Raw genomic sequence first — 16,523 nt, 5'->3', positions numbered from 1 at the left:
ACGGAATTCTGGGCAGTCCAATCAATATTCGACCGGACAGATTTGAGGCGCGCACCTCACTCCACCACCGTGAGCTTGGCCACTGACAGCGCCAGCCACTTCGTGCCGTGGCGCGGAAAGCTGACCTGTGCGCGCGCATCGTCGCCCTGCCCCTCGATGGCCAGCACCTTGCCTTCGCCAAACTTGGTGTGGAACACGGAGATGCCCACGCGCAGGCCGTGCGAGGGCGCGGCCTTCTGCACGGGCACCGGGGGGCTGGCGAAGGTCTCGGATTTCAAGCCAAAGCTGCCTCTTCCGCCTGCTGCATATGGGTTTGCAGCTCCCATATTAGGAGCATACGAGCCAAACCCCTGCTGCTTGGGCGTGATCCACTTGAGCGCGGCCTCGGGCAGCTCGTCAAAAAACCGGCTCTTGATGTTGTAGCGCGTCTGGCCGTGCAGCATGCGCGTTTGCGAGTGGCTCAGGTACAGGCGCTTGCGCGCGCGGGTGATGGCCACGTACATCAGACGGCGCTCTTCCTCCAGGCCGTCGCGGTCGCTGGCGGAGTTCTCGTGCGGGAACAGGCCCTCTTCCATACCGCCGATGAACACGCAGTCAAACTCCAGGCCCTTGCTGGCGTGCACGGTCATGAGCTGCACGGCGTCCTGTCCGGCCTGGGCCTGGTTGTCGCCCGCCTCCAGCGCCGCGTGGGTCAGGAAGGCCGCCAGGGGCGAGAGGGTTTCACCGGTGTCGGCGTCCACAATGCCGGGCACGGCGGGCTTCAAAGGCTCGTCGAGCACCGGCGCGTTCGGGTCCAGCCCTTGACTGACCACGCTCTGGGTCAGCGGCGTGCCGTGCTCGTCCAGCGGCAGGGCCACGGCGTCGCGGCCAAAGCCCTCTTGCGTAACAAAACTCTCGGCGGCGTTGACCAGTTCCTGCAAGTTCTCGATGCGGTCGGCGCCTTCCTTTTCAGTGCGAAAGTGCTCCACCAGGCCCGTGGATTCGAGCATCTGCTCGATGATGCCGCGCAGGTTCAGCCCCTGGGTCTGCTCGCGCAGCACATCGACCATGGCCACAAACGCGCCCAGGTTGGCGCCCGCCTTGCCAGGCACGGCGCTCACCGCGTCGTGCAGCGAGCAACCTGCGGCGCGGGCAGCGTCCTGCAGCACCTCGATGCTGCGCGCGCCAATGCCACGCGGCGGAAAGTTGACGACGCGCGTGAAGCTGGTGTCGTCGTGTGGGTTCTCCAGCAGGCGCAGGTAGGCCAGCGCGTGCTTGATTTCAGCGCGCTCGAAAAACCGCAGGCCACCGTACACGCGGTAGGGCACGCTGGCGTTGAACAGCGCCGATTCGATCACCCGGCTTTGCGCATTGCTGCGGTAGAGCACGGCGATTTCCTTGCGCTCAAAACCGTCGCTGCGCACCAGCTGCTTGATCTCGTCCACCATCCACTGCGCCTCGGCCAGGTCGGAGCTGGCCTCGTACACACGCACGGGCTCGCCCGCGCCCTGCGTGGTGCGCAGGTTCTTGCCCAAGCGGCGGCTGTTGTGGCTGATGAGGTGGTTGGCCGAGTCGAGGATGTTGCTGTAGCTGCGGTAGTTCTGCTCCAGCTTGATCTGCTGCCTGACATCAAACTCGCGCACGAAGTCGGTCATGTTGCCGACGCGCGCGCCACGGAAGGCATAGATGCTCTGGTCGTCGTCACCCACGGCGATCACACTGCCCCGCGCCTCGTAGCGCCCGTTCACCTCATTGCCCGCCAGCTGCTTGAGCCAGGCGTACTGCAGCTTGTTAGTGTCCTGAAACTCATCCACCAGGATGTGCGCAAAGCGGCGCTGGTAGTGCTCGCGGATCGGATCGTTGTCGCGCAGCAGCTCATAAGAGCGCAGCATCAGCTCGCCAAAGTCCACCACGCCTTCGCGCTGGCACTGTTCCTCGTACAGCTGGTAGATCTCGACCTTCTTGCGGCTGTCGCTGTCGTGCGTGGGCACGTCGCCCGGGCGCATGCCCTCTTCCTTGCAGCTGGCGATGAAGTACGACAGCTGCTTGGGCGGAAAGCGCTCCTCGTCCACGTTGTGCTGCTTGCACAGGCGCTTGATGGCCGAGAGCTGGTCTTGCGTGTCGAGAATCTGGAACGACTGCGGCAGCCCCGCCGCCTTGTGGTGCGCGCGCAGCAGGCGGTTGCACAGGCCGTGGAAGGTGCCGATCCACATGCCGCGCACGTTCACGGGCAGCATGGCCGACAGGCGGGCCACCATCTCCTTGGCGGCCTTGTTGGTGAAGGTGACGGCCAGGATGCCGCCGGGTGTGGCGTGGCCGTTTTGCAGCAGCCAGGCAATGCGGGTGGTGAGCACGCGGGTCTTGCCCGAACCCGCGCCCGCCAGGATGAGCGCATGGCCTGCGGGCAGGGTGACGGCGGCCAATTGCTCGTCGTTCAGGTTCTGCAGCAGGGGGGACAAAGGTGCGGGCGCCGGGGCGGCACCGGCGGGGGAAGGCGACGGCGCACCCGAAAACAGGTCTTGTGGGAACATCCGGCCATTGTAGAAAGCGCCCCCGCCCCTGCCCCGTCCCCCCCATGAAAAACATTGCTCCTACCCTGGCCGGCCTGCTGCTGGCACTTTCTTACGCTCCCGGCGCCTGGGCCCAGGCCAGTTGCAGCAGCGACGGCGCGCCCCAGCCCGTGGCGGTGTTCGAGCGCTTCATCAACGCCGACTGCGAGGCCTGCTGGACCGACCCGGCCACCCCTGCCCCGTCCGCCCGAGGCCAGGCCGTGGTGCTGGACTGGATCGTGCCCGGCGCCCTGGGCGACGACGCGCCCCTGTCAGCCGCCGCCAACGGCGATGCCCTGGCGCGCCTGGACACGCTGGCCCGCCCCGTGCCTGCACGCACCGACGTGCACATCGCAGCCCTTGAATCAGCAGCCCCTGCGCAACTGCGCGTGGCGCAGGGCCCGCCGTTCAACGACTACATGGGCGCCGCCATCACCTTCACGCCGGCCCGCGCCGCGCGCCAGCACGGCCCCTGGCGTTTTCACCTGGCGCTGGTCGAATCCGTGCCTGCCGGAACCGATGGCACTGCAGTGCCCAGAAACGTGGTCAGAAACATGCTTCTCGGCGCATGGGATAAAGGCAAAAAGCTATCAAAAACAGAGCAATTCAAGCAGCAGGAGATGCGCCCGGTGCGCATCCCCGAGGGGGCGAAGCCAGAGCGCCTGCGCCTGGTGGGCTGGGTGCAGGACGCCCAGGGCCGCGTGGTGGCCGCTGCGCAGTCCCGCTGCCAGTGACACCGGCCGCATCGGCGGTGCCCGTGATACCGCTCATACCATCAGTGTTATAGGGTCTGCCGCACAGGCGGGTAGAATCAATCACCGGGCCCAAGTTTCTTGTCGCCCGGTTTTTTGTGCCCGCGCATTGCGGGGTTCGGAGCGGCCACCACGGCCCCGCCCACAAACCAAGCCGGTCCCAAGCCAAGCGCCCCACGCTGCTGAAATGGTTTGGCAGCGCCTTTCAAAGGAGCTTGGAATCTCATGGAAATCTTCGACTACGACAACATCCTTTTGCTGCCGCGCAAGTGCCGGGTGGAAAGCCGCTCGGAATGCGATGCCAGCGTGGAGCTGGGCGGGCGCTCGTTCCGCCTGCCCGTGGTGCCGTCCAACATGAAAACGGTGGTGGACGAAAAAATCTGCACCTGGATGGCGAAGAACGGCTACTTCTACGTGATGCACCGCTTTGACCTGGACAACGTCCAGTTCGTGAAGGACATGCACGCACAGGGCTGCTACGCATCCATTTCGCTGGGCGTGAAGCAGCCCGACTACGACACCGTGGACCAGCTGGTGGCCCTGGGTCTCACGCCCGAGTACATCACCATCGACATCGCCCACGGCCATGCCGACAGCGTGAAGAACATGATCGGCTACCTGAAGGACAAGCTGCCCAAGTCCTTTGTGATTGCGGGCAATGTGGCCACCCCCGAGGCCGTGATCGACCTGGAAAACTGGGGCGCCGATGCCACCAAGGTGGGCGTGGGCCCGGGCAAGGTGTGCATCACCAAGCTCAAGACCGGTTTTGGCACGGGCGGCTGGCAGCTGTCGGCCCTGAAGTGGTGCGCGCGTGTGGCCACCAAGCCCATCATTGCCGACGGCGGCATCCGCAGCCACGGCGACATCGCCAAGAGCATTCGCTTTGGTGCCAGCATGGTGATGATCGGCTCGCTGTTTGCAGGCCATGAGGAATCGCCCGGCAAGACGGTGGAAGTGGACGGCGCGCTGTTCAAGGAGTACTACGGCTCGGCCAGCGACTTCAACAAGGGCGAATACAAGCATGTCGAAGGCAAGCGCATCCTGGAGCCCATCAAGGGCCAGCTCGCCAACACGCTCATCGAGATGGAGCAGGACGTGCAAAGCTCCATCAGCTATGCCGGGGGCAAGAAGCTGATGGACATCCGCAAGGTGAACTATGTGATCCTGGGCGGCGACAACGCAGGCGAACACCTGCTGATGTAAAACCCGCGCCCTGCCGGGCGCCGTGCACCATGCCACGGCCTCGCGGCAAGCTACATCCGCAGCAGGTTCTGCGCCATGTGGTGCAGGTCCTTGCCGGGCTGGGCCAGGGTGTCGAGGATGCTGAAATGGTTCAGCCCCGGCAGCACCTGGCAGCGCGGTACCGAGTGAACACCCCAGGCCTGCTGCACCAGGCCATTCTGGCGGTGGAATTCTTCGCTCTCATCCCCGCCCGCCACGCAGTAAAGAATGCCATGCTCGGGCGCCAGCAGGCGCGCGGGGCTGTCCTGCAGCACATGCTGGTCGGTCAGGTGCAGCGCCTCTTGCAGAAAAGGGGTGTGCATCAAAGGCTCCAGGTCGTGCAGCCCCGAGATCGACAGCGCGTTGCGCACCAGCCCATCCGGCAGGCCCGCACCGATCAGCGGCCACACACTCGTCAGCAACATGGCCGCCAGATGCCCGCCCGCCGAATGCCCGGCCACGGTGATGCGCCGCGCATCCCCGCCATGGGCCTCGATGTTGCGCGCCACCCAGGCAACCGCTTTTTCCATCTGCCGCACGATGTGCGGAATCGTGACCGGCGCCTCGGGCGTGCCCGGGCACAGCGCGTAGTTCACCACCACCACACAGAAGCCCGCCTGGTTGAACGGGGGTGCGATGAAGGAATGGTCGGATTTGTCGAGGGCCCGCCAGTAACCGCCGTGGATGAACACCAGCACCGGCACCGGGGCGCCGGCGGGGCGCGTGGAGGGGAAAACATCCAGGGTTTCACCGACGCCCGTGCCATACGCCACATCCAGCACACAGGGCACCTGGGCACGCACCTGCGCGGAATCCCGGGCCCAGCGCTGCAGGTAGTCCATGTGGTCGGGAACCAGCGCGCGGTTGTTGTACATGCGCTCCAGCCAGGCCGGGTCGTTCAGGGGCAAGCTCATGGGCGATGTCTCCTTGGGCAAAACAGCTTCGGGCATCATCTTTCCATTCGCTCCAAGCTGCAAGCTCCGTGACAGGCTGGTGCACCAAAAAGGCACATGATGGCAGCAGAGACAGCCTTTCATCTCAGCAAAAAGAAGTACGCCATGACCACTACACCCCTGCGCATCGCCGTTCTCGGCATTGGCATGATGGGCCTGCCCATGGCCCGCCGCCTGAGCGAAGCGGGCCACCCGGTGCGGGCCTGGAACCGCACCCGTGCGAAGGCAGAGCCGCTGGCCCTGTATGGTGTCACCGTGAACAATACGCCCGCAGAAGCCGTGCAGGACGCCGACATCGTGATCAGCCTGCTCGAAAACGGCCCCGTGGTCGGCCATGTACTGTTTGACCAAGGCGCCGCCCGGGCCATGCGCAAAGGCAGCCTGTTCATCGACATGGCCTCCATCCAGCCCAGCGAAGCGCGTGACCATGCCGCGCGCCTGGGCGAGCTGGGCGTGGCGCACCTGGACGCGCCAGTCTCCGGCGGCACCGTGGGTGCCGAAGCGGGCACCCTGGCCATCATGGTCGGCGGCCGCCCCGAAGATTTTCAGCGCGCACTGCCCGTGTTTACCCCCCTGGGCCGCGCCACCCATGTGGGGCCCCATGGTGCGGGACAGCTCGCCAAACTGGCCAACCAGATGATCGTGGGCATCACGATTGGCGCCGTGGCCGAGGCGCTGCTGTTTGCGGCCAAGGGTGGGGCCGATATGGCCAAGGTCCGCGAGGCCATCAGTGGCGGCTTTGCCGACAGCCGCATCCTGCAGTTGCACGGCCAGCGCATGGTGGAGCGCGACTTCGCCCCCCGGGGCCGCATGGCCGTGCAGCTCAAGGACATGCGCAACGCCATGGCCACTGCCCGTGAGACAGGCTTCGATGCCCCCATCACCGCACTGTTCGAGGCCCTGTATGCCGACGGTGTCGAGCATGGCCTGGGCGATCTGGACCACAGCGGCCTCTTTGTGGAACTGGCCAGCCGCAACGCGATGCAGTGAAGTTTTTTGGCCCGACTTGCTAACAACCAAAAAATTAGTGCATAATTCGAGGCTCTGCAGCAACGCAGACAGATTTTAAAAAGATTTGGGTTCTTAGCTCAGTTGGTAGAGCAGCGGACTCTTAATCCGTAGGTCGAGTGTTCGAGTCACTCAGGACCCACCAAATCGAAGCCGCAAGGCACAAAAAGCCTGCTACCTATAAGTAGCAGGCTTTTTTGTTTTCAGAACAACTGCCCCACTCTTGCAGCCAGTACGCGCGCACCGCCCGGAAGCCTGCTGGTGCAGGCTCTGACCTCCGGGCCACACGGCCTTGGTGTCCGCCCTCCTCAGGCGGCAACGAATGCATCTCCCCAGACGGCCACCATCCCACGATCCACATTGCCACCGCCAAAGGCTGAGGCAGTGTGATGGCGCGTGGTTCTGGCGGCCATTTTTTGACCCATGAATCCAAACGCACACCCGCCTCGTACCCATGGCAGGAACGCTCCCACCAGGCCTGGCGGCGATTGCAAACAAATGTCTCCCGACCATTTGCGGACGAAACGCGTGGCTACACTTTGTCAAACACATGACACACCGGTGAAGTAAGCCCACGACGCCATCCTCACCCGGAACGAGACACCCAGAACACCGTGACATCCAGCCCCCAAAAAACCGGCGCGCCCTCCATCCTGCTCGCACTCATCGCCGTCGGCCTGATCTCGCTGCCCCACCCTGTTGCCAATGCACAGTCCTCCAAATCGCGTGACGCCGGGGCCAAGGATCGCAACCAGGCCAGGGCAGAACGCGATGTGGTGCGCAGCAAGGTGGCACCCGCAGACACAGGAGCCAGTGCAGCCCATGCAACAGTGGCAACGCCCTCGCCACTGCCCTCCCGGCAGTGGAGGGTCAGCCTCAAGGATCTTGGCGTGGCGCGCCCCATCGCCCTGCGCGGCGTGGAGAGCGAGGCCAGCGTGGGCGTGGGCGTGCGGCGCGACGAAGCGGTGGAATCGGCCCGGCTGCGCCTGACCTTCACGCTGTCGCCGGCCTTGATCCCGGTGCTGTCGCACCTCAAGGTGATGCTCAACGACGAAACGCTGCAAACCCTTGTCCTCGACAAAGAGCGTCTGGGCACACCACAGACCGTCGAACTCAACATCGACCCACGCTACTTCACCGACTACAACCGTTTCCGCTTCCAGTTCATCGGCCACTACACGATGGAATGCGAAACGCCCAACCATTCGAGCTTGTGGGCCACCATCAGCAACGAAAGCCAGCTCGAACTCTCGCTGCGCCAGATCCCGCTGCGCGACGATCTGGCCCTGCTGCCCGCACCGTTCTTCGACCCACGTGACAACCGGCCCGTCAACCTGCCTTTTGTGTACGGCGACAAGCCCAGCATGGGCACACTCAAGGCGTCGGGCTCCGTCGCAAGCTGGATCGGCATGCTGGCAGGCTACCGTGGCAACCAGTTTCCGGTGTTTGAAAACCAGCTGCCCCGCCAGCACGCCGTGGTGCTGGCCACCAACAACAACCGCCCCGCCTTCCTGCAGACCCTTCCAGCGGTGGAAGAACCCACGCTGTCCGTCGTGCCACACCCCGACATGCCCGGCGCCAAGCTGCTGCTGGTGCTGGGCAAGGACGATGCGCAGCTGCAGATGGCGGCCGACGCGCTGGCCCTGGGCAAGGCCGCGCTCTCGGGGCAGAGCATCACCGTCAAGTCGCTGGAGTACCCGGCCCTGGCCAAGCCGTACGACGCACCCCGGTGGATCACGACCCAACGGCCTGTGAAGCTGGCAGAACTGGTGTCCAGCGCTTCGGAGCTTCAGCTGCGCGGCGCGGTGCTCAACGACACGGTGAACGTCTACACCCGCATGGCGCCTGACCTGTTCACCTGGAACGCCAAGGGTGTGCCGCTGGACCTGACCTACCGCTACACGCCCAACAGTGTCTCGGACCATGGGGCGCTCAATATCTCGATCAACAACCAGTTCATCCAGTCCTACCCGCTGCAGTCGCGCGAAGACCGCACCAGTGGCAAGAGCACCATCATGCTGCCGCTGTTCGACGATGGCAGTGCCCAGACCCGTTCGGACCTGAAGATCCCGGCCTTCATGATCGGTGGCGACAACCAGCTGCAGTTTGCCTTCCAGATCCCTCCCAACGATCTTGGCCGCTGTCGCTCGGCACCGCCCACCGAGTTGTTCGCAGCCATCGACCCGCATTCCACCATCGACCTCACGGCTTTCCGCCACTACCTGGCCATGCCCAATCTGGCGGCCTATGCCAACAGCGGTTTCCCGTTCACGCGGGTGCCCGATCTGGCGCAGACGTCCATCATCCTGCCGAACCGGCCGACGCCATCCGACGTGGAAGTGTTTCTCACGGCCGTGGGCCGCATGAGCGCGTCCACCGGCTATCCCGGTACGCGCTTCAGGCTGATCAGCGCGGCCGAGGCCGACAAGGCGGCCGACACAGACATCCTGGTCATTTCCCAGGGTGACAGCGACGGCCTGCTTGAAAAATGGAAGAGCCACCTGCCAGCCCTGCTGGCAGCGGGCGCACGTTCGGTGCAACCGCTGGAGCGCGCGATGGGTTCTTTCTTCGATCTTTTCAACCTGGAGCCCCACCAGCGCCTGTCGGCCTCGGGGGGCCAGGCCGTGTTGCAGGGCAAAGGCCCGCTGGCAGCCGTGACGGGCTTCGAATCGCCCCTGAGCAGCGGGCGCAGCGTGGTGGCCCTCACCGCCACCGACAAGGATGCCATGTCCCTGCTGAGCCAGGGCCTGAACGACGCGGGCAAAATCAAGAGCCTGCGTGGCGACCTGGGACTGATGCGCGGCGACGCCATCGAAAGCTTCCGCATCAAGCCGGTGTACTACGTAGGTGACCTGCCCTGGTGGCAGCGCCTGTGGTTCCACATGCACAGCCATCCGCTGCTGCTGGCCCTCGTGGGCATTGGCACTGGCCTGCTGCTGACTTTCATCGTCTACGCAGCGCTGCGCAGCATGGCGCGGCGCCGACTGGCTGCACACCATGACTAAGCCCGTTCATCGCCGCGCCGCCTTGCAGACCTGCGCCAGTGCCGCCCTGCTGGCCTGCTTCCCGGGGGCCCAGGCCCAGTCAACCGCAGCGGGCGGGGGCCGCACCGCCTGGCCCGCCTGGGACGCTTTCAAAGCCCAATTCATCAACGAAGGTGGCCGTGTGGTCTCTGACGATGATGGGGGTGGCCAGACCTATTCCGAAGGCCAGTCCTACGCACTTTTCTTTGCACTGGTGGCAAACGATCGGCCCATGTTCGAAAAGCTGTTGCGCTGGACCGAGAACAACCTCTGCGAAGGCGACATGACCGCGCGCCTGCCTGCATGGCTCTGGGGCCGCCGCCCCGACGGCACATGGGGTGTGATCGACAGCAACGCCGCATCGGATGCCGACCTGTGGATTGCCTATGCGCTGGGCGAGGCCGGCCGGCTGTGGAACGAGCGCAGCTACCGCGCCCTTTCGGCCCTGCTGGCCGCACGTGTGCTGCGGGAGGAAACCGCCGACATCCCGGGCCTGGGCCCCACACTGCTGCCCGCGCCCAAGGGGTTCGTGCAGCCCAACGGCCGCTGGCGCCTGAACCCCAGCTACATGCCCATGCACCTGATGCACTGGCTGGCCGCCAGTGACTACGACCCGCAATGGAAAAAGCTGGTGGACAGCTCGCTCAAAGTCATCCGTGGCGCATCGCCTAAGGGCTTTACCCCCGACTGGACGGTGTACGACGCCAAACAGGGCTTTCTGGTCGATACAGAAGGCAAGGAAAAAGGCCAGGGCACCTACAACGCCATCCGTGTCTACCTGTGGGCCGGTGTGATGCATGCCGACGCGCCCGGGCGCAAAGCGCTGCTCGACACCCTGGCGCCCATGGCCCGCTATGTGCGCGAGCAGGGCTATCCGCCCGAATCCATCGACATCCTGACTGGGCAGGCCTCGGGCCCTGCGCCCTCGGGCTTTTCGGCCGCGATACTGCCCTTTCTGCGTGCCATGGGGGACGACAAGGCACTGCAGTCGCAGCGCATGCGCCTGGAGGCACGCCCCCTGCGGCCCAAGGCCTACTATGAGCAGGTGCTGGCCCTGTTTGGCCAGGGTGCATTCGAGGGGCAGTACCGCTTCACAGCAACGGGCCAGCTCCTGGCGCGGTGGAAACCGTGACCCGAGCCCCCCGCCGCCCCCGCCATTGGCTGCCTTCCATCACCCTGCTGGCCGCAGCCTGCCTGCCCCCAGTCCAGGGCGTGCACGCCAGCACGCCGTCGGCCGTCGAGGCCGAGCTGCTCAGCGGTGCCCGCATGTGGGCCTCCAAGAACCGCCCTGACATGGCGCGCCAGCTGGTGGACAAGGTCCTGGCCATGGACCCCTATTCGCCGCAGGGACTGGGCACGCTCGGCGACCTGGCGCTGCGCGAGAAAAAAATGGATGAAGCCAAGCGCATCCTCGACACCCTGCGCAGCCGCCACCCTGGCCACGCGGTGACTCAGGAGCTGGAGACCCTGGTGCGGGTCTATGGCAGCGAACGTGAAAAACTCTCGCAAATGCGGCTCATGGCGCGTGCAGGCCGCAAGGCCGAGGCCGCCGACCTGGCGCGCGAGCTGTTCCCGCAAGGCCCCCCTACCTTGGGTGGACTGGCGCTGGAATACCACCAGATCCTCGGCTCCAGCACCAAGCGCAATGCCGACTCCCTGCGCCAGCTGGGCAAGCTGTACCAGGAGACCGGTGAATCGCGCTATCGCCTGGCGCAGCTCGAAATGCGCATGTACCAGGGCGAGAACCCCACTACCGTGGTGCAGGAAATCGAATCGCTGGCCAAGCAACCCGATGTCAACGCCCAACAATTGCAGGACCTGTGGCGCCGTGCCATGGACCGGCTGGCCAACACCTCCGCCAACCTGCCCCGCGTGCGTGCCTTTCTGCAGCGCTACCCCGGCGACCAGGCCATGGAAGATCGCCTGGCCGCCATGCAACAGGCCGTGGAGCGCGCCGCACGGGCAGCCCGCGACCCCGCCAACCTGGCGCGCAATGCCGCACGGGCAGCCCTGGACCAGGGCAACACCGAACTGGCCGAAGAACAGCTCCAGGCTGCACTGGCCTTGCGCCCCAGCGACGGTGACAGCCTGGGCAACCTCGGGCTCATCCGTCTGCGCCAGGGTGAACACGCCCAGGCCCAGGAGCTGTTTGGCCAGGCCTATGCGCTGACCCGCCAGGGCAAATGGAAAGAACTGCAGGAGACGGCCCGGTTCTGGGGCTTTCTGCGACAGGCAGACCGGGCCATCGAGAAGAACGAACTGTCTACGGCCGCTAGCCTGGCCGAGCGGGCGCTGGCCCTGCAACCCGGCAACACAGAGGCGCTGACCACACTGGCCAGCATCCGCGACCTGCAGGGAGACCACGCGCTGGCCGAAAACCTGTATCTGGACGCGCTGCGGCATGAGGCCAACAGCAGCGCTGCCGTCAAGGGGCTGGCCGGGTTGTATGCCCGCACACAGCGCTCAGACAAGGCGCTGGCCTTGCTGGCCGAAGCCGCCACCCGCGACGCTGTCCTGGGCGCAAAGCTCGCAGGCACGCAGGCCGACATCTTGGTCGCCCAGGCCGAAGAGCACCTGCAGGCGCAGCGCCTCAGTGCCGCATTGCGCGCCCTTGAATCTGCCGTGGTGCTGGCGCCGGGCGACGCCTGGGTGCGACATCGCCTGGCACGGTTGTACCTGCGGCTGAACCTGCCCAAGGAAGCACTCAATGTCATGGACGAAGGCATGGCACGCGCCACAGCCAACCCACCGGGAGTGGCCAGCAGCGCCATGCTGTACGCGCGGGCGCTGATCCGCTCTGCGGTGGATGACGACCAGGGGGCGCTGGCCGATCTGGCGCAGATTCCATCCGGCGAGCGCACCGAATCGATGCAGGCTCTGAGCCAACGCTCCACCGTCAATGCGCTGGTGGCGCAGGCAGCCGCCAGCCGCCAGCCCGCCGAAGCGCATGCACTGCTTGCCCGGGCCGAGCAGACCGCAGGCAACGATGCCGAGTTGCTCTACGCCGTGGCCAATGCCTGGTTCCGCCGGGCACAGCCCCTGCAAGGCGTGGCAGTGTTCAACCGGTTGGCGGCGCGCACGCCCCGCATGGAGCCACAGACGCAGCTCGACCATGCCCAGTTGCTCAACCGCGCACAGGACGATGCCGCACTGGCCGAACACCTGCCTCGCCTGTTGCAATCACCGGGCTGGAGCGTCGAGCAAGAAGCGCGCCTCGTAGCCCTCTACACCGCCCACCGCGAGCGGCTCATCGAACAGCAGCGCCAGGCCGGTAACCTGACCGAAGCCGTGCGCATGGCACGCCAGCCACTGCAGCTGCCAGCCCCGGCAGCTTCTCCCGAAGCGGTCCAACAGCGTGCGCAAACGCAGGCCCGCCTGTTGATGGCGGCAGGCGAGTATGCCGACGCAGCCCAGCTGCTTGCACCACTGGTCAAAGCGCAGCCCGACGGCCTGGACCTGCGCATGGCCCTGGCGGATGCGCTATCGCGGCTGGGCGATGCAAGGGGCGCCACCGAACACGCCCTGTGGCTGCAAGACCATCTGCCCCCGAACGACGCCGGACAGCAGTTGGCGCTGCTGCGCATCTGGCAACGCGCCGGCCGCATGGAGGAAGCCCGGGCCCTTTCCACGCGATTGCTGCAGGCTTTCCCCCAGGACAGCGACGTCCTGCTGCACGCCGCGCGGCTGGAGCGCGCCAACCGCAACTATGCGCAGGCGCTGGTGTTTTTCCGCAGCGCCCTGATGCTGGAGACGCGTGGCGGCGCCGCAGCGACAGCTGAACCGATCCCGACCGAGGCGATGGATGCAGAGCCCCCGCTGGCGCTGCAAAAGAGCTACGCGCTGTCTTTGCCCGTGGATCCGATCGTGGTGGCCAAGATCCAGGGCGAGATCGACGCCATCGAAGCCCGGCGACAGGTCTGGATCGAGGCCGCGCACACCAGGCTGCGCAAGAATTCCACCGAGGGAATCTCCAGCCTGCGCGGCTGGGAGCGCCCCCTCGTCGCCTGGATGCCACGCGGCTACGACGGGCACTATTTTCTGCATGTGGACCGGGTCAAGCTCAACGCAGGGGACTTGCCTGCCGATGGCTCGGACCTGCTGGACTTTGGCCAGATGGCCGCCCTGCCCCCAGGCTCGCCCCTGACCTCCCGCCGCCAGCGTGGCGCAGGCACCAACCTGGGCTTCGGTTTTGTGGGCGACGACATCCAATGGGACATTGGAGCCAGCGGCGTGGGCTTCCCGGTGACCAACGTGGTGGGGGGGCTGGCCAAAACCGGCACCCTGGGCCGCTACGGCTACAAGCTCGAAGCTTTCCGTCGCCCCATCACAGGCAGCCTGCTGTCCTATGCTGGTGCCCGCGATCCCGTCTCCGGCGAGACCTGGGGTGGCGTGGTGGCCACCGGCGCTGCGGCGCGCCTGTCCACCGACTTCGGCCCCTACAGCGGCTCGGTGAGCCTGAATCTCGCAGCCCTGACCGGCAAGAACGTGGAAAACAACACCCGCGCCCAACTGCGCGTGGCTGTGGACCGCGACGTCTGGCGCAGCAGCCACAGCGTGGTCAACATGGGCGTGGCGTTTTCCGCCTGGCACTACAGCAAAGACTTGTCGGAGTACAGCTTTGGCCACGGTGGCTACTACAGTCCACGCAGCTACGCTTCCCTTGCACTGCCTGTGGAATGGAGCGGTCGCCACGGGGCCCTCACCTGGCTGGCGCGGGGTTCGGTATCGGTATCGCGCAGCAGCAGCGCCGACAGCGATTACTTCCCGCAGAGCGCGCTACTGCAGGCGCTGGCGCGTGCGCGCCTGGCGGAAAGCGGCAATGTCCCGGTGTACCCAGGCAGTTCAGGCTCGGGGGTTGGCCGGTCGTTCCGGGGCGTGCTGGAGTACCAGGTCACACGCAATCTTTCGCTCGGTGCCCAGCTGGAGCTGGACCGCTCCGCCTACTACGCCCCCACCAACCTCATGGTGTACGGCCGTTATCGCTTTGACCCGGTGCTGGCGCCGCTGGAAAACCGCCCGCGCCCCGTCCAGCCCTATTCGAGTTTCTGAGATGTCCACCGCCTCTTCTCCCCCGCGCAAAAGCCTTCTGCCTCCAGGGCGGGCGCGCACCTGGCTCCGGCGCCTGCGCCTTTCCCCTGGCCGTGGGCCTGACGGTGGCGCAACCCCCATGCACATCGGTATCCAAGGTCTGCCCGATGGCGTGGGCCAGTTGCCTGCGCATGTCCCTGTCTCCCTGGTCGCAGCCGATGCGCCCAGTGCTGCGCTGTGGTTCCCCGCACTGCTGGAGGACGCCCTCGCAGCAGGCTCCGTGGGCCTGGTCGCATCCGACACGTCATGGGTGGACGGGCTGCTGCGGCGCCCAGCCCTGCAGGCCGCCTACCGCGCCGGCGGCTTGCAGCTGTGGGTGCTCTCGCCTGGCCTGCAGGCCGAGCTGCGGCGACATGGGCTTCTCTCCTTGATGCAGGAACTGGAGCGCACGGGCCTGAGCGATGCACATGCGCTGTTTGTCTGTGACGCCCAGGGCCTGCTGGCAGGCCTCAGCGTGGCGGAGCTGGCCCGGGTAAGCCGCCAGCTCAGCGCCCTGTGCCGCGAGCGCGCACGCCCTGTGGTGCTGGGGTTCTTCCCGCCGCTGGAGCCTGAAGTGCTTCTGCCCGCCTTGCGCAATCTGTGCCAGATGTCCATGCACATTGCCACCTTGTGCACCGATGCGGACCGCTGGAGCCTGGGCCTGGAGCGCTGGAATACCGATGGCGGCGCGCTCTTCCAGACGGCGTTCGGGCTGCTGCGCGACGACACAACGGGCCGCCTGGCTGCCGACGGCACGCGCACGCGGGGGGCCGCGCGCGAACTGGTCGAAGCGGCGGACCAGTCCGAGGTCATCGCCACGCGCGCTTCCATCGAAGGCCAGCGTGGCGTGCCCGGCCACTGGCGCATCGTCGAGGGCCTCGCCGACCTGGAGATAGCGGCCGCCGCCAGTGTGGCTGCCACCGTGCTCCTGGATGCGGGCCAGGCGTCAGACTTCGAATCCCGTGCACGCCTGGTGCATCAGCTGCGCCTGTCGCGCCCGCTCACGCTCAAGATCGTGGTGCGGGAAAACCTGGGAAAGCTGCGCACACACAGCGAGCAGGCCCTGCTGCAACTGGGCGCCAGTGCCGTGGTCTACAAGGAGGTGGGGTTTTCGCGGCTCCTGCAGCTGCTGCAGGACATCAACGCCCAAAGCCACACCCGCAAGGTGCACCCGGACTACGAGCAGGCGCTGGGCAGCTTCATGCCTGCACGCGAGCGGGGCTACCAGCCGCCGGCGCAGTTCTGTGCACTGGTGCGCAGCATGCTGGACCGCACACATGCGATTGGCCTGTCGCACAGCCTGGTGCGACTGAACGTGCTGGCGCAGATCCCGCACCTGGATGCGCTGCGCGCCTGCCACACCGCACGCGACGGCGACCTCTTCACCGCCGACCATGAATCGGTGTACGTCTTCCTGTTCGCCTGCCGTGAACCCGATGTGGGTCTGGCGCTGCACCGCCTTTTTGCTCTGCCCTTAACCCAGTTGTTCTCATCCGAAGCCACCGACTGCTCGGACACAGGCATCCGAGCCATGACCGGCCACCTTCAAGAGGCCTCGCGCAAGGGCTTGCCCGACTACAGTGCGCTGCTCGGCCACACACCAGCGGCGCCGGCAGTCACCACTGCTGCGCCAGCTTTCATGCCCCCTCTTCCCTCGTCCACACGGCCTGCATTGCCCGCATTGCCTGCGGACACCGGCGCCGTGCATGTCGCGACAGGCCCCAGCGTGCAGCGCTGCCCCATTGCACGGCGCGCCGTGCCGCACCCTGCCGGGAGATCCTTGGCATGACGCTGTTGATGCTGCTGCTCTACATGCTGCTGGGAGCCCTGCTGGCCTGGCCATGCTGGTTGCTGCTGCGCCGTGCGCAACGGGCACGCCAGCCACTGCGCTGCGTGAGGCCCTACCGGCCCGAACTACCGCAGACGGATGCGGCCGGTGCGCCAACGCCACCTTCCGCACCTTGAATGAAC

At 66.1% G+C, this 16,523-nt stretch carries 10 protein-coding genes and 1 tRNA gene; 9 read left to right on the top strand and 2 right to left on the bottom strand.

Annotation, left to right across the window (positions count from 1 at the left end; translation table 11 throughout):
• Nucleotides 1-56 precede the first annotated feature (56 nt).
• Complete coding sequence (locus CBY09_RS00480) at nt 57-2,510, bottom strand: UvrD-helicase domain-containing protein (protein WP_094285414.1); 2,454 nt, start codon at nt 2,508-2,510, stop codon at nt 57-59.
• A 44-nt stretch (nt 2,511-2,554) separates the two neighbouring features.
• Between CBY09_RS00480 and CBY09_RS00475 the strand changes: the two genes are divergently transcribed.
• Entirely contained in the window at nt 2,555-3,262 is a 708-nt protein-coding gene (locus tag CBY09_RS00475; RefSeq protein WP_205734070.1) for a hypothetical protein, read from the top strand.
• 243 nt (nt 3,263-3,505) lie between these two features.
• Nucleotides 3,506-4,483 (top strand): GMP reductase, encoded by a 978-nt coding sequence (locus CBY09_RS00470; protein WP_094285413.1) that lies wholly within the window; start codon nt 3,506-3,508, stop codon nt 4,481-4,483.
• A 50-nt stretch (nt 4,484-4,533) separates the two neighbouring features.
• Here CBY09_RS00470 and CBY09_RS00465 read toward each other — a convergent pair whose 3' ends face one another.
• Nucleotides 4,534-5,415, bottom strand: a complete 882-nt coding sequence (locus tag CBY09_RS00465; protein ID WP_094285412.1) for an alpha/beta hydrolase — start codon at nt 5,413-5,415, stop codon at nt 4,534-4,536.
• A gap of 99 nt (nt 5,416-5,514) precedes the next feature.
• Here CBY09_RS00465 and CBY09_RS00460 point away from each other — a divergent pair, with 99 nt between their 5' ends.
• The 7 genes from CBY09_RS00460 to CBY09_RS00430 all read left to right on the top strand — a co-directional run bounded on the left by CBY09_RS00460 (nt 5,515) and on the right by CBY09_RS00430 (nt 16,517).
• Nucleotides 5,515-6,444, top strand: a complete 930-nt coding sequence (locus CBY09_RS00460; protein ID WP_276208238.1) for an NAD(P)-dependent oxidoreductase — start codon at nt 5,515-5,517, stop codon at nt 6,442-6,444.
• An 87-nt stretch (nt 6,445-6,531) separates the two neighbouring features.
• Nucleotides 6,532-6,607 (top strand) — tRNA-Lys (locus tag CBY09_RS00455).
• 469 nt (nt 6,608-7,076) lie between these two features.
• Nucleotides 7,077-9,467 carry a cellulose biosynthesis cyclic di-GMP-binding regulatory protein BcsB gene (gene bcsB / locus CBY09_RS00450; RefSeq protein WP_240515522.1) on the top strand — a complete coding sequence of 797 codons (2,391 nt, stop codon included), beginning with the start codon at nt 7,077-7,079 and terminating at the stop codon, nt 9,465-9,467.
• Entirely contained in the window at nt 9,460-10,617 is a 1,158-nt protein-coding gene (gene bcsZ / locus CBY09_RS00445; RefSeq protein ID WP_094285411.1) for a cellulose synthase complex periplasmic endoglucanase BcsZ, read from the top strand. The genes bcsB and bcsZ overlap by 8 nt, the downstream gene beginning before the upstream one ends.
• Entirely contained in the window at nt 10,614-14,534 is a 3,921-nt protein-coding gene (locus tag CBY09_RS00440; RefSeq protein ID WP_133066215.1) for a cellulose synthase subunit BcsC-related outer membrane protein, read from the top strand. The genes bcsZ and CBY09_RS00440 overlap by 4 nt, the downstream gene beginning before the upstream one ends.
• A 118-nt stretch (nt 14,535-14,652) precedes the next feature.
• Entirely contained in the window at nt 14,653-16,341 is a 1,689-nt protein-coding gene (gene bcsE / locus CBY09_RS00435) for a cellulose biosynthesis protein BcsE (RefSeq protein ID WP_094285409.1), read from the top strand.
• Nucleotides 16,338-16,517 (top strand): hypothetical protein, encoded by a 180-nt coding sequence (locus CBY09_RS00430; protein ID WP_094285408.1) that lies wholly within the window; start codon nt 16,338-16,340, stop codon nt 16,515-16,517. The genes bcsE and CBY09_RS00430 overlap by 4 nt, the downstream gene beginning before the upstream one ends.
• Nucleotides 16,518-16,523 lie beyond the last annotated feature (6 nt).

This window comes from Acidovorax kalamii (assembly GCF_002245625.1).
GTDB lineage: Bacteria > Pseudomonadota > Gammaproteobacteria > Burkholderiales > Burkholderiaceae_C > Acidovorax > Acidovorax kalamii.
Note: the sequence above shows the minus strand (reverse complement) of the source record. Positions and strands in the feature narration are given on the sequence as shown.

Coding starts and splice junctions, on each gene's coding strand:
- CBY09_RS00470 (WP_094285413.1), top strand. CDS start 3,506: ATGGAAATCTTCGACTACGACAACATCCTTTTGCTGCCGCGCAAGTGC.
- bcsE (WP_094285409.1), top strand. CDS start 14,653: ATGCACATCGGTATCCAAGGTCTGCCCGATGGCGTGGGCCAGTTGCCT.
- CBY09_RS00460 (WP_276208238.1), top strand. CDS start 5,515: ATGGCAGCAGAGACAGCCTTTCATCTCAGCAAAAAGAAGTACGCCATG.
- CBY09_RS00480 (WP_094285414.1), bottom strand. CDS start 2,510: ATGTTCCCACAAGACCTGTTTTCGGGTGCGCCGTCGCCTTCCCCCGCC.
- bcsZ (WP_094285411.1), top strand. CDS start 9,460: ATGACTAAGCCCGTTCATCGCCGCGCCGCCTTGCAGACCTGCGCCAGT.
- CBY09_RS00465 (WP_094285412.1), bottom strand. CDS start 5,415: ATGAGCTTGCCCCTGAACGACCCGGCCTGGCTGGAGCGCATGTACAAC.
- CBY09_RS00430 (WP_094285408.1), top strand. CDS start 16,338: ATGACGCTGTTGATGCTGCTGCTCTACATGCTGCTGGGAGCCCTGCTG.
- CBY09_RS00475 (WP_205734070.1), top strand. CDS start 2,555: ATGAAAAACATTGCTCCTACCCTGGCCGGCCTGCTGCTGGCACTTTCT.